Source organism: Cognaticolwellia mytili, from assembly GCF_002104475.1.
In the GTDB taxonomy this organism is placed as follows: Bacteria; Pseudomonadota; Gammaproteobacteria; order Enterobacterales; family Alteromonadaceae; genus Cognaticolwellia; species Cognaticolwellia mytili.
Window position 1 is genome coordinate 303,871 of the sequence record NZ_NBOF01000003.1, and the last position, 13,604, is coordinate 317,474.

Annotated in this window: 11 protein-coding genes; 10 read left to right on the forward strand and 1 reads right to left on the reverse strand. The window is 38.5% G+C overall.

Going from position 1 to position 13,604, the window contains the following annotated elements; translation table 11 throughout:
• Positions 1–34: 34 nt before the first annotated feature.
• Complete coding sequence (locus B7C41_RS10930) at positions 35–1,744, forward strand: NAD-dependent malic enzyme (RefSeq protein ID WP_085298959.1); 1,710 nt, start codon at positions 35–37, stop codon at positions 1,742–1,744.
• Between the two features lie 73 nt (positions 1,745–1,817).
• Here the strand turns inward: B7C41_RS10930 and B7C41_RS10935 are convergent, their stop codons facing one another.
• Complete coding sequence (locus B7C41_RS10935) at positions 1,818–2,801, reverse strand: ion channel (protein WP_085298960.1); 984 nt, start codon at positions 2,799–2,801, stop codon at positions 1,818–1,820.
• A gap of 296 nt (positions 2,802–3,097) precedes the next feature.
• On the opposite strand from B7C41_RS10935, the gene ndk reads away from it, so the two are divergent.
• From ndk to der, 9 genes are all read left to right on the forward strand, one after another.
• Entirely contained in the window at positions 3,098–3,529 is a 432-nt protein-coding gene (gene ndk / locus B7C41_RS10940; RefSeq protein ID WP_085298961.1) for a nucleoside-diphosphate kinase, read from the forward strand.
• 257 nt (positions 3,530–3,786) lie between these two features.
• Positions 3,787–4,932 carry a bifunctional tRNA (adenosine(37)-C2)-methyltransferase TrmG/ribosomal RNA large subunit methyltransferase RlmN gene (locus B7C41_RS10945; RefSeq protein WP_085298962.1) on the forward strand — a complete coding sequence of 382 codons (1,146 nt, stop codon included), beginning with the start codon at positions 3,787–3,789 and terminating at the stop codon, positions 4,930–4,932.
• Between the two features lie 43 nt (positions 4,933–4,975).
• The gene (gene pilW, locus B7C41_RS10950; protein ID WP_085298963.1) at positions 4,976–6,361 is read left to right on the forward strand and encodes a type IV pilus biogenesis/stability protein PilW; all 1,386 of its coding nucleotides are present in this window, start codon (positions 4,976–4,978) and stop codon (positions 6,359–6,361) included.
• A 4-nt stretch (positions 6,362–6,365) separates the two neighbouring features.
• Entirely contained in the window at positions 6,366–7,388 is a 1,023-nt protein-coding gene (locus B7C41_RS10955; protein WP_158089119.1) for a RodZ domain-containing protein, read from the forward strand.
• Between the two features lie 57 nt (positions 7,389–7,445).
• Positions 7,446–8,564, forward strand: coding sequence for a flavodoxin-dependent (E)-4-hydroxy-3-methylbut-2-enyl-diphosphate synthase (gene ispG / locus B7C41_RS10960; RefSeq protein WP_085298965.1), 1,119 nt, complete (start codon positions 7,446–7,448; stop codon positions 8,562–8,564).
• A 148-nt stretch (positions 8,565–8,712) separates the two neighbouring features.
• Entirely contained in the window at positions 8,713–9,987 is a 1,275-nt protein-coding gene (gene hisS / locus B7C41_RS10965) for a histidine--tRNA ligase (RefSeq protein WP_085298966.1), read from the forward strand.
• A 9-nt stretch (positions 9,988–9,996) separates the two neighbouring features.
• The gene (locus tag B7C41_RS10970) at positions 9,997–10,635 is read left to right on the forward strand and encodes a YfgM family protein (RefSeq protein ID WP_085298967.1); all 639 of its coding nucleotides are present in this window, start codon (positions 9,997–9,999) and stop codon (positions 10,633–10,635) included.
• A gap of 11 nt (positions 10,636–10,646) precedes the next feature.
• Positions 10,647–11,855 (forward strand): outer membrane protein assembly factor BamB, encoded by a 1,209-nt coding sequence (gene bamB, locus B7C41_RS10975; RefSeq protein WP_235839694.1) that lies wholly within the window; start codon positions 10,647–10,649, stop codon positions 11,853–11,855.
• A 144-nt stretch (positions 11,856–11,999) separates the two neighbouring features.
• Complete coding sequence (gene der, locus B7C41_RS10980) at positions 12,000–13,469, forward strand: ribosome biogenesis GTPase Der (RefSeq protein WP_085298969.1); 1,470 nt, start codon at positions 12,000–12,002, stop codon at positions 13,467–13,469.
• The last annotated feature ends 135 nt before the right edge of the window (positions 13,470–13,604 follow it).

Sequence of the window (13,604 nt, forward strand, 5' to 3'; positions counted from 1 at the left end):
TTCAGTAACCATATAGTTAATATAAAACATTATTATGATAAGAAATAAAAAACGTCCGTTATATATCCCTTATGCAGGTCCAAGCTTATTGGAGACTCCATTGTTAAATAAAGGTAGTGCTTTTGATGAAGAAGAGCGCACCAACTTTAACCTAATGGGACTATTGCCTCCTCGTTATGAAACTATCGATGAGCAAGTTGAACGTGCTTACATGCAATATAGTAAGTTCCAAACTGACTTAAATAAGCATATTTATTTACGTGCTATTCATGATAATAATGAGACATTATTCTTTAAATTGGTACAAGCACATTTACCTGAGATGATGCCGATCATCTACACGCCAACTGTTGGTGATGCTTGTGAACAGTTTTCAGATATCTATCGTAGCTCTCGTGGGCTGTTTATCTCATATGAAGATAGACACAATATGGATGATATTCTACGTAATGCCACCAAAGACAAAATAAAAGTGATTGTAGTTACTGATGGCGAACGCATTTTGGGTCTAGGTGACCAAGGTATCGGTGGCATGGGTATTCCTATTGGTAAATTGTCACTTTACACCGCTTGTGGTGGCATTAGCCCAGCGTACACTCTGCCAGTAATGTTAGATGTTGGTACTAACAACGAAAAGTTATTGAACGACCCTATGTATATGGGACGTCGCCATAAACGTATTAATCAAGAAGAATACAATGAATTTGTCGACATGTTTATTCAAGCCGTTAAGCGTCGATGGCCGCATGTGTTATTACAATTTGAAGATTTTGCCCAGCCGAATGCAACACCATTGCTTACTAAGTATCGTGATGAAATTTGTTGTTTCAATGATGATATTCAAGGAACCGCTTCAGTAACTGTTGGTACCTTACTCGCCGCATGTCGTATCAAAGGCAGTCGGTTAGACCAAGAAACCACGCTTTCACAGCAAAAGGTTGTTTTTGTTGGTAGTGGCTCAGCGGGTTGTGGTATTGCTGAACAAATTATTGCACAAATGATCAGTGAAGGTATTTCTGCAGAACAAGCACGTAGTCAAATTTTTATGGTCGACCGTTTTGGTTTGTTAACTGACGGTATGGCTGATTTACGTGATTTCCAACAAAAACTAGTGCAATTACCCACTGCTGTTGCAAACTGGGACATCTCAGGTGAATACGCAACATTACTCGATGTGATGAATAATGCGCAACCTGATATTCTTATTGGCGTTTCAGGTGTGCCGGGCTTATTTACTGAACAAGTGATTAAAGCGATGAAGTCACATTGTCCAATGCCGATTGTTTTCCCATTAAGTAACCCGATTAAACAAGTGGAAGCAACACCCGAGCAAGTGGTGAATTGGACTGAAGGTGAAGTGATTATTGCCACAGGTAGTCCATTTAAACCTGTTGAATATCAAGGTAAAACTTTTCCAATTGTACAATGTAATAATAGCTATATTTTCCCAGGTTTGGGCTTAGGTATTGTTGCGGCGAATATTAATCGCGTGACCGATGAAATGTTAATGGCTGCCAGTGAAACGCTTGCACAAGCTTCACCACTAGCAAATACCGGACAAGGTGAGTTATTACCACCACTGACAGAAATTGCTAACTTAAGCCGAAAAATAGCCTTTGCTGTCGCGCAAATCGCTTTTGAACAAAATCACGCAATGCGACTTGATGATGAAAGTTTATTAGCGAAAATAGAGCGAAACTTTTGGCAACCAGAATATCGCAAATACCGTCGTAGTAGCGTTTAAACCTTAAAGTTAGGCGAGTATCTAGCCCTAGCTACTCGCGTAACATTCCATTAACTCACGACATATGTGGTATTTAGCGTGTCATTTTTTTCACAAAAACAACAACGAAAAGTGCAATAGTAAAGCTACCGGTGAATGCTTCGATAGCGGCAATAGCGCGTGATACTCCTACAGGAGTAAAATCGCCATAACCTAGAGTTGTAAATGTGACGACAGAGTAATATAGGCTAGAAAGGAAAAAATTAAAATTATCCATTGGTGTTTTAATAGGGTCATATGCTAGATGCTCTCCCTGATAATTTAAGCCTGTAAAGGTATATAGTATTGCGCAAAACAATATCAATAATATAGATATTCCTACAATACGAAGTGGATCCTCTCCATAGCCGCAAAATAGGTCAACCAATTTTGAGGTTATGCGTTTCATACTATATTTAGGCATTTGCATACGGCGCATTGTCAGTTCTTTTTGTATGAACTTCCCTGCTAGGATAAATATTCCTTCTTGCTCAGAGTGCTTTCTTAAATCACGATAAATTTCTTCTGCTTGTTCAAAGTAATCAATTGCTTGTTCTAGTTTGTTTTTTTTGAGCAAGTTTTTTGCTTTGTATTCCTGACTAAGTTTCCTTCCTATTTGAATATTTTCTATTTTACATCCTTTCCACTTTGCACCTAGTAAATTGGTTCCCTTCAGGTTTGCACAGTTGAGCTTTGCATTTTTTAAATCAGCCTTCATTAAGCTGGCTTTATTGAGCTTTATATTAAACAAGTGAGCACCAAATAAATTTGCTCTGTAAAAGTCTGCATAGGAAAAGTCATAGCCTATTTTGTTGTTATGATTAACAAGATCAATATAACTTAAATCGGCATGTTTCAAAGAAATCCCACGAGTTAGACCTCCTGCTTTTACATAGTCAACTAGTGCTTGTTTTACTTCGTCTCCTATTTTATCAATAGTGGAGTCATGCCAGTAACAATAACCACTGCAGTTACTTTCTTCTTGACAAATATATCCCTGAGGATCGTTGTATTGGCAGAGAGTATTAATTTTTTTCATAATTTGAGTATAGTTAGAGGATCTAATTCCTCAAATTACACTGTCATTATTTATTAAGCAGCGATGTAGATTGCCAATAGCCAAAAATAAAAGTATCTAACAGAAGCTCCTTTCTTGCGTTTATCCAGCTTCCATGTGAATACATCATAATTTGAATAGACTGTAAGTTGCCTTGAGGATCAACTGCCTTTAAGGCCGAAGTAAAATGATAGCCCTAGGAATTTGGCTTTAATTCATCTATAATCGCGCCAAAATTTATACACCAATTTTATTTAAAATTTATATAAGGGCTTATCATGGCTATCGAACGTACTTTTTCTATCGTAAAACCAGACGCAGTTGCTAAAAACTTCATTGGTCAAATCTACAACCGTTTTGAAACTGCTGGTTTAAAAATTGTTGCATCAAAAATGATTCACTTAAGCCAAGAAAAAGCTGAAGGTTTCTATGCTGAACACAGCGAACGTCCTTTCTTTGGCGCTTTAGTTGAGTTCATGACTTCTGGTCCTGTTATGGTTCAAGTTTTAGAAGGCGAAAACGCTGTTCTTAAAAACCGTGAAATCATGGGGGCTACTAACCCTGCTGAAGCACTTGCTGGTACTATCCGTGCTGATCTTGCTGATAGCATTGACGAAAATGCTGCTCACGGCTCTGATGCTTTAGAATCTGCTGCACGTGAAATAGCATACTTCTTCGCAGACGAAGAAATTTGTCCACGTACTCGTTAATTTTAAACTTTACATAATAGCGCAGTAAAATATTTACTCGCTTGATGTAGTTTAAAAATTAATTTGAAGGATTTTACTGGTTAAACGGTAAAATCCTTTTGTCTATTTTAAGGCAATATAAAAGTGAATGTTTTAACTCATTGGCATGCTGTTGAGAATATTGACTTTTGTATGATTTATACCCACTAAATTGTTTGCTTTATGTAAAAAGCGTACAATTCATTCTGTAATTTTGTAGTGTTGAGAAACTTTTTATCATGAGTGACGTAATCGAAGTAGTAACCCCAGTAAAGAAGAAAGTTAATTTACTGAACCTTGATCATCAAGGTATGCGTGAATATTTTGCATCAATTGGTGAGAAGCCATTTCGCGCTGATCAAATCATGAAGTGGATGTATCACTTTGGCTATGATGACTTTGAGTTGATGACCAACTTAAATAAAAAACTACGTGAAAAATTACAACGTGATACTGAAATTAAAGCACCTGAAATTGCTGAAAAGCAAGTTTCAGAAGACGGTACTATCAAGTATGCCTTACGTCTAGAAGGTGGCCAGGAAGTTGAAACTGTGTGGATCCCAGAAAATGGTCGTGCCACTTTGTGTGTTTCTTCGCAGGTAGGTTGTGCTCTCGAGTGTACATTTTGTGCAACCGCTCAGCAGGGCTTTAACCGAAACTTATCAATGAGTGAAATTATTGGCCAAGTTTGGCGTGTAGCTAATGATATCGGTGCAACTCGTATTGCTGGTACTCGACCCATAACGAATATTGTCATGATGGGTATGGGCGAGCCTTTATTAAATATGAAAAATTTAATTCCAGCATTAGATACCATGCTAAATGACTTAGGATACGGCTTATCTAAACGTCGTGTAACGGTTAGTACTTCCGGCGTTGTTCCTGCATTGGATATGCTAAAAGAAAAAGTTGATTGTGCTTTAGCTATTTCTATCCATGCACCGAATAATGCGTTGCGTGATGAACTGGTACCGATTAATAAAAAATATCCATTGGAAGACTTTTTAGCTGCAGCAGCTCGTTACATTGATGGTTCAAAAGCAAATAAGCAAGCAACGATTGAATATGTCATGCTTGATCATGTTAACGATAGCACTGAGCAAGCACATGAGCTGGCACATGCTTTAAAGGATTTGCCGAGCAAAGTTAACCTGATCCCATTTAATCCTTATCCAGGCTCACCATACAAGCGTTCGAGTAATTCTCGTATTGACCGTTTTGATAAAGTGCTACAAACATACGGTCTGACTGTGATCACACGCCGTACTCGTGGTGATGATATCGATGCCGCATGTGGACAATTAGCGGGTGATGTTTTAGATAGAACCAAACGTGCAGGAAAAAAAGAGCTAAAAGCAGAATCAATTTCGGTGAAAATAGTTTAGATTCGATAACAAATCATTATAACTAAGTGACTTCTCTTTTATTATGAACTTATTATCACCGATATTTATTGTGTTACTGACGATGCTTTTGCTGTCGGCTTGTGTAACGCAAAATTACGGTAACGATAAAAATACGCCAATAATCGAAAATGAAGCTAGTAATGATGAAATAGCCATGACCAGAATAACTCTGGGTCTAGGCTATTTAAAAATGGGCAATACTCAGCAAGCTAAATTGAATTTAGAAAAAGCGAAACATTTCTCGCCTAATTTAGTGCAAGTATATAGTGCCTTTGCCCATTATTACGAAACTGTTGAAGAACCCGGTTTAGCTATTAAAGCTTATGAGAAAGCCTTAGGACTTGATGGCGAAGACGCGGATACGCTGAATAATTATGGTGTATTCTTGTGTCGACAAGGACAATATGTAGCGTCAGAGCAGAAAATACTAAAGGCTATCGCTATTCCAAGCTATCTTCTGGTCGCTCAAAGTTATGAAAATTTGGCGTTATGCCAATTAAAAGCTGAACAATATGGTAAAGCAAAGTATTATCTTGAAAAGGCAATAGCTCATAGCCCTAATAGAGCGAGCTCGTTATTACAAATGATGCAGTTGCTGTACGCTAAAAATGACTATGAATTAGCACAAACCTACCTATATCGTTATGAAAAAGTGACTCGAAGAATAACAGCTAATGCTTTAGCATTAGCTTTTAAAATTTTTCAGAAGCAAGATAATAAAAATGCGGCAAAGAGTTATGGCGACATGTTAGTGAAAATGTTCCCACACTCTTCTGAGGCTAAGCAGTACATTTTAAATGAACTTTATTATATTGAGGCAGACAAATTAGCGGAGGCTTACCAAGCGTCACTGAATGCTGGCGACAGTAACAAACAGGAGAAGCGTGTTGTGATTTTGTCACCTAAAAAGTCGATAGCCACAAATAGCGCGAATTTAACTGTTAATGGTTTAATACCTATTTTGTCGAATTCAGTAAGACTAACGACTGAGCAAAAGAGTAAACTGGATAAATTTGCATTTGAGAGAGAGCAATTAACACATTCGAAAAATTTGCTAGGCAAACGCTTAAATAAATCACAGGTAGAAAATGAGCCATCAGTAGTTACTAGACTAAAAAATACAGTTAATAGAATTAGTGATAATGCTATTGCTCATGAAGTAAAAGATATTAGAGTTGAAAAGAGTAAGTCAATACTTGCGACTTCATTACCTATTCATATCGTTAAAAAAGGCGATAACTTATTTTCAATTTCTAAACAATACAATATATTAATGAAAAGTATTGTACGTTGGAATAAACTACGCAGTCCGTATGTTTTAATTATTGGTGATGTACTATATCTTGCTGAGCCAAAGTCAGTATCAGTACATTCAGAAGAGCAAAAATTAGATGAAGCAAGAGAGTAACATCTTGAAAATTGAAAACGATATATCAACAGAAATCCCTGATGATATTGAAGTAGTAGGTCCTGGTCGCATGCTTATTGAAGCACGTGAAACTATGGGACTTAGCCAACAGCAAGTCGCAGATAAATTAAATTTCCGTATTACTTTAGTGCAAGGTATTGAAACTGAAAAGTTTGATCTGACTTTACCCGCAGCATTCAATCGCGGCTATCTAAAAAATTATGCCAAGTTAGTTAATGTTTCACAAGATGACATCTTGAATAGTTATGATCAATTAGGCGTTGCACAACGACAATGTGACGAAATGCAAAGTTTTTCAAAAGGAACGGAAAAGCAAGCTGAGCATAATATGCTAATGTGGATCACCTACTTGATTTTAATCGCCTTAATTACCGCAACAGTTGTATGGTGGTATCAAGTGCCTTCTACTCAACCAATGGCTGTGTCAGTAAATGGTATTAGTGACGCAGATAATACGAGCAAGGTGATTAACGTCAATGATGTTAGTGCGAACAATAGCGAAACACAAGAAAGAGAAATTAGTGCTGATGATATCGCAATTAACCAAATAACGAATAAGTTGCCGCCAGTAGCTGATGAGAAAGTTGCTGAATTAGATACAAAAGCTTTAATAACAACATTGGATACCTCTATTAGCGGTGAAGTAACGGCGGATGAAAATAATGATGAAGGCATTAATAGTAATATTACTGTGCTTACATCATTAGTAAACAGCTCGAATACTCAAGAAAATATTGGTGAATCAGACGTGACGGCTGTACTTGCAAAGCTTATTTTTACTTTTTCAGGTGATTGCTGGGTGAATATTTATGATGCAACTGGCGAGCGAGTTGCTTGGGGTGTCAAAAAGTCAGGTTATGTTATGCGATTTTCAGGGCTAGCACCTTTTAATGTTACCCTCGGTAGGCCTGAATTAGTACAAATTGAATACAATGATGTCGCGGTTGATATGGCTGGCTTTAATGTTGGCAATATAGCGAAGTTTTCACTGCCGCTAAAACCGTAGTACTTCACATAGAGCCTTATTAATATCATTTTATAACTGTAAGATTATTGAAATATTATGTTTAAAGAATCTCCAATTATTCGTCGAAAATCTCGCCAAATCATGGTCGGTAATGTTCCTGTTGGTGGTGATGCCCCGATTACAGTGCAATCAATGACCAACACACTAACGACTGATGTGGTAGCAACCGTGGCGCAAATTAAAGCGCTTGAAGCTGTTGGTGCCGATATTGTTCGTGTTAGTGTGCCGACAATGGATGCCGCTGAGGCGTTTCGTGAAATAAAACGCCAAACAAATATTCCCTTGGTTGCTGATATTCACTTTGATTATCGTATTGCGCTAAAAGTAGCGGAATATGGCGTCGACTGTTTACGCATCAATCCTGGTAATATCGGCCGTGAGGACCGTGTTCGCTCAGTGGTGGAGTGCGCTCGTGACAATAATATTCCGATTCGTATTGGTGTTAACGGCGGTTCATTAGAAAAAGATATTCAAGAAAAGTACACTGAGCCGACACCTGAAGCGTTACTAGAATCAGCGATGCGTCATGTTGATATTCTTGATCGCCTTAACTTTCATGAATTTAAGGTCAGTGTTAAAGCCTCTGATGTGTTTTTAGCTGTTGGCGCATATCGATTACTCGCCAAGCAAATAGATAATCCATTGCACTTAGGTATTACTGAAGCGGGTGGTTTACGCTCGGGCTCAGTAAAATCTTCTGTTGGACTTGGTTTATTATTATCTGAAGGTATTGGCGATACTTTACGTGTATCACTAGCCGCAGACCCTGTTGAAGAAATTAAAGTTGGTTTTGATATTTTAAAATCATTGAAACTACGTAGCCGCGGTATTAATTTAATTGCCTGTCCAAGCTGTTCACGCCAAGAGTTTGATGTGATCTCTACTATCAATGCATTAGAAGAGCGCATAGAAGATATTTTAACACCAATGGATGTTTCTATTATCGGCTGTATTGTTAACGGCCCAGGTGAAGCAATAGTGTCCGACTTAGGCTTAACAGGTAGCAGTAAAAAAAGTGGTTATTATCTGGATGGCATTCGTCAAAAAGAGCGTTTTGATAACAACAATCTTGTTGATCAACTTGAGCAACGCATTCGTGCAAAAGCCAAATTATTAGATGCCAGTAATAAGATAGATGTAAAAGAAGTCGAATAATAGTCGATAAAAATTTCACCGTTGCACTGTTATTTACGTTTGATAGCAAACTGCCTATAATGCGCGCGATGATAATAAAAATAAGTAAATTATTCTTTGCACGAGCAAATGAATAAATAATTGAACTGATAACGCGGGAAAAAAATACGTGAGTAAAGCAATTCAAGCAATTAGAGGTATGAACGACTGTTTGCCTTCTGACACCGGTATTTGGCAAATGGTAGAAACTGTACTGCGCCGAGTAGCTAGTAATTATGGTTTTGCTGAAATACGTATGCCGATTGTAGAGTCTACAGCCTTATTTAAGCGTTCCATTGGTGAAGTAACTGATATCGTTGAAAAGGAAATGTACACCTTTGATGACCGAAATGGTGATAGTTTAACCTTACGTCCAGAAGGGACGGCAAGTTGTGTTCGTGCGGGTAATCAACATGGTTTACTATATAACCAAGAGCAACGCTTGTGGTATATGGGACCGATGTTTCGTCATGAGCGTCCACAAAAAGGACGCTATCGTCAGTTCCACCAATTTGGCTTAGAAGCCTTTGGTATTGCAACGCCAGACATCGACGCAGAAATAATTTTGCTAACTTCTCGACTTTGGCGGGAACTTGGCATCAATGAGTTTGTCACACTAGAACTGAATTCGTTAGGTTCTAACGAAGAGCGTGCACAATATCGCGATGCTTTAGTCGCATTTTTAACTGAGAAAGAAGAATTCTTAGACGAAGATAGTAAACGTCGTATGCTAACTAACCCTTTAAGAGTGTTAGATAGCAAAAATCCTGACGTGCAAGCCGCGTTAATGGGAGCTCCTAAATTAGCAGATTACTTTGGTGAAGAGTCGAGTGCTCACTTTGCTTCAGTATGCAAACGCTTGGATGCGGCTGGTGTTAGCTACATCATTAATGATCGTTTAGTACGTGGTTTAGATTATTATAATCGCACCGTCTTTGAATGGGTAACGAAAAGCTTAGGCGCACAGGGCACTATTTGTGCAGGTGGGCGTTATGATGGCTTAGTTGAACAATTAGGTGGTAAATCAACACCGGGTTTTGGCTTTGCCTTAGGTATTGAACGTTTAGTATTAATGCTAACAAGTTTAGAAAAAGTGAATAATGTTAGAGCACAGGTTGATGCTTACGTTATTATGCTTGGTGATGATGTTGAAATTACCGCGAACGGTTTAGCCGAACAGTGGCGCGATAAAGTCACCGATATTCGACTCCAGTGCCATTGTGGTGGTGGAAATATGAAAAAACAAATGAAGCGCGCAGATAAATCAGGAGCCCAAATAGCATTGATTCTCGGGGAAGATGAAATTGCTCAAAATACGGTAACTGTTAAATATTTACGTGGACAACAAGAACAACAAAGTTTGCCACTTGATCAAGTGCCAGACCTTCTAACAAATTTACTTTAAGGGTTAGTTTTGGATATACATCAAACAGAAGAACAACAAGTAGAAGCTATCAAAGGTTTTTGGAAAGACAATGGTAATGCTATAATTGCTGGTTTAGCGATAGGCTTTGCTGGCTTTATTGGTCTTAATTATTACAACGACCATAAGCTGCAATTAGAAGTTAATACCTCTGAAGCATACCAAGTTATGCTTGATGCTGCGGCTAAAGATAACGCATCACTTGAGGCTTCGGGTAAAGCCTTTATTACTGAAAATAATGATTCTAGCTACACTATGCTAACCGCAATTGCGTTAGCAAAAGAAGCGGCAGAAAAGCAAAATTGGGCACAAGCAGAAACATATTTAGCGATGGCTATTGATAAATCGGTTGATGACAGCATTAAAGCTATCGCAACAGTACGTTTGGCACGAGTGCAATTACAGCTAGAAAAATATGATGAAGCGCTAGCAACATTATCGGTAACATTACCAACAGCATTTTCTGCTGGTGTAGAAGAAGTTAAAGGCGACATCTATTTCAAACAAGGTAAAACTGAATTGGCGAGAAATGCATATCAAGTAGCAATTGATGGTGCAGGCGAAGGTACAAACCCAGCATTACAAATGAAGTTTGATGACTTAGCGCAAGTAGTTAACCTTAGCAAATAGAGAGTATGAGTATGTTTAATCGTATACGCTTTAATAAAAAACTAATTGCTATCTGTGCATTATCAGTCGGTATTTCTGCCTGTTCATCAACAGATGATGAAAATGAAGAGCTTAAAATTGCTGAACTTGTTGAAATTACGGAACGCTTTGAGCCTGTTGTTAAATGGGATGTTAGTGTTGGTGATGGTGTTGGCAGTTACTTTTCTCGTATTAAACCAATAGTAGCTTACGGCAAAGTTTTTAGTGCAAGCCGTGAGGGTGATGCTTATGCTTTTGATGAAAGTTCGGGCGATCGTATTTGGAATGCTGATTTAAGTGACCTTGAGAGCGAACGCGGCTTTTTTGATGATAAGCGCTCAGCACTGCTTAGTGGTGGTCCAGTAGCCGGTATTAATAAAGTTTTCTTCGGTAGTGAAAATGGCGAAGTTATCGCACTTGAGGCTGAAAATGGCGCACTGTCGTGGCAAGGAAATGTCAAAGGTGAAGTGATTGCTGCACCAGCACTCGACTCTGGCAAGTTAGTTGTCAATACCGCTTCAGGTGTTATGAAAGCATTTAATGCTTCAAATGGTGAAGATGAATGGCAAATTGAACAAGATGTACCTGCATTAACTTTGCGCGGTATTAGTACGCCAGTTATTTCAGCTGGTGGTGTTATCGTTGGTGAAGCGGATGGTTCGTTATCGGTTTACTTGCTTGAACAAGGCCGCCAGGGCTGGACCGTTGATATTGGTGAGGCAACAGGCTCAACAGAATTAGAACGCGTTATTGATGTTGATTCAACGCCGTTAGTTTACGGTGATAATATTTACACTGTATCTTCTCGTGGTAATTTAAGTGCGGTTGAACTTCGTTCAGGTCGTCTGCTGTGGCAACGTCAATATTCATCTTTTCGCGAAATAGCGATTAATGGTAATAGTATATTTTTAACCGATGTTAAAGGTCATGTTTATGCTGTTGATCGTAATAATGGTTTAGAGCTATGGAGTCAATTGTCGCTGACCAACCGTGGCGTTACGGGTCCAGCTGTGCTTGGTGATTATGTTGTCGTTGGTGATTTTGAAGGTTATCTACATTGGTTAGATCAAGATACTGGCGAAATGGTTGCTCGTCATCATGTTGATGGTAGTGGTATTTATGCTACGCCAACAGTAGAGAGTGATGTGCTGTATAGCCAATCACGTAATGGTGATTTAGAAGCGATTACTATTCCAGAATAGAATTCGAGTTATCTCTGAGTTAATTGTATAACTTAAGGGATCGACTAAAATTATAAACGGCTCCAATGCAAATGGCATTGGAGCCGTTGTTTATTAATAAAACCAAGAATATAACGTCTTGGTTGATATGAAAATGAGGTGAACATGCTTCCTGTAGTAGCACTTGTCGGTCGTCCTAATGTCGGCAAATCAACACTGTTTAATCGATTAACGCGTAGTAGGGATGCGCTGGTAGCTGATTACCCAGGTTTAACCCGAGACCGTCAATATGGTAAAGCAGAAGTTGAAGAGCACCCGTTTATTGTTATTGATACTGGTGGTATTGAAGGTGATGAAAAAGGTATCGATGCATTAATGGCAGAGCAATCGTTAATTGCTATTGATGAGTCGGATGCTGTGCTATTTATGGTTGATGCTCGCGCTGGTTTGACTTCCGCGGATCAAGGCATTGCGGCTCATTTGCGAAAACAAGATAAAAAAGTATTTTTGGTTGCTAACAAAGTTGACGGAATTGATGCTGATTCAGCTGTTGCTGACTTTTATTCGCTTGGGTTAGGCGATGCTGTACATCAAATAGCAGCTGCGCATGGCCGTGGTGTTACACAACTATTAACCTTAGCACTTACCCCTCATATTGAAGAGCTTGGTAAGCCTAAAACAGAAGAAAATGAAGAGTTTGACGGTGACTATGAAGTTGATAGGGACTTGTCAGATGAGGAGAGTATTGCTCAAGCACCTGAAGAAACCGATACTATTAAACTTGCCATTATTGGTAAGCCTAATGTTGGTAAATCAACCTTAACTAATCGCATATTAGGTGAAGACCGTGTCGTGGTTTACGATATGCCTGGCACGACACGTGATAGTGTTTACATTCCAATGGAACACAACGGTAGACCCTATACGCTTATTGATACTGCCGGTATTCGCCGTCGTAAAAATGTCACTGATATAGTTGAAAAGTATTCAGTTATCAAAACATTACGAGCAATTGAAGATGCTAACGTATGTTTATTGATTATTGATGCGCAAGAAGGTATTAGCGACCAAGATTTAAGTCTACTAGGTTTTATTTTAGAAGCGGGTCGCTCTTTAGTACTTGCGGTGAATAAATGGGATGGTTTAGATGATCATATTAAAGATCGTATTAAATCTGAACTTGATCGCCGCTTAGGTTTTATTGACTTTGCACGTGTTCATTTCATTTCAGCATTACACGGCACTGGTGTTGGTCATTTATATGAGTCAGTTGAGGAAGCTTTTGTTTCTGCGACTAAGCGTATTTCAACGTCTATGGTAACTAAGATACTTGATATGGCAGTGTTCGATCATCAGCCTCCAATGCATCAGGGTCGTCGTATTAAGCTAAAGTATGCGCATGCGGGTGGCTATAACCCACCAATTATCGTTATTCATGGTAATTTGGCGAAAAACTTACCAATATCTTATAAACGTTATTTGATGAACTACTATCGTAAATCATTAAAAATCATGGGCACACCAATTAGAATTGAATTTAGAGAAACTTCTAACCCATTTGCCGGCAAGAAGAAGCTAAACTATACCGAGCAAAAGAAATTAGCTCGAGCTACACAAGGTTATAAGAAGGATTAGTAAATTACTTGTGCTTATTAAGAAAAGTCGATATATCTATCGACTTTTTTATGCTCATAATATGCTGGTAGTCATTCATTTGATAGCATCAAGCATATTGCATTTACCTTCTGTTTTCGCTACTGTAAAACGCAA

Coding starts and splice junctions, on each gene's coding strand:
- B7C41_RS10935 (WP_085298960.1), bottom strand. CDS start 2,801: ATGAAAAAAATTAATACTCTCTGCCAATACAACGATCCTCAGGGATAT.
- B7C41_RS10930 (WP_085298959.1), top strand. CDS start 35: ATGATAAGAAATAAAAAACGTCCGTTATATATCCCTTATGCAGGTCCA.
- der (WP_085298969.1), top strand. CDS start 12,000: ATGCTTCCTGTAGTAGCACTTGTCGGTCGTCCTAATGTCGGCAAATCA.
- pilW (WP_085298963.1), top strand. CDS start 4,976: ATGAACTTATTATCACCGATATTTATTGTGTTACTGACGATGCTTTTG.
- B7C41_RS10945 (WP_085298962.1), top strand. CDS start 3,787: ATGAGTGACGTAATCGAAGTAGTAACCCCAGTAAAGAAGAAAGTTAAT.
- ndk (WP_085298961.1), top strand. CDS start 3,098: ATGGCTATCGAACGTACTTTTTCTATCGTAAAACCAGACGCAGTTGCT.
- ispG (WP_085298965.1), top strand. CDS start 7,446: ATGTTTAAAGAATCTCCAATTATTCGTCGAAAATCTCGCCAAATCATG.
- bamB (WP_235839694.1), top strand. CDS start 10,647: ATGTTTAATCGTATACGCTTTAATAAAAAACTAATTGCTATCTGTGCA.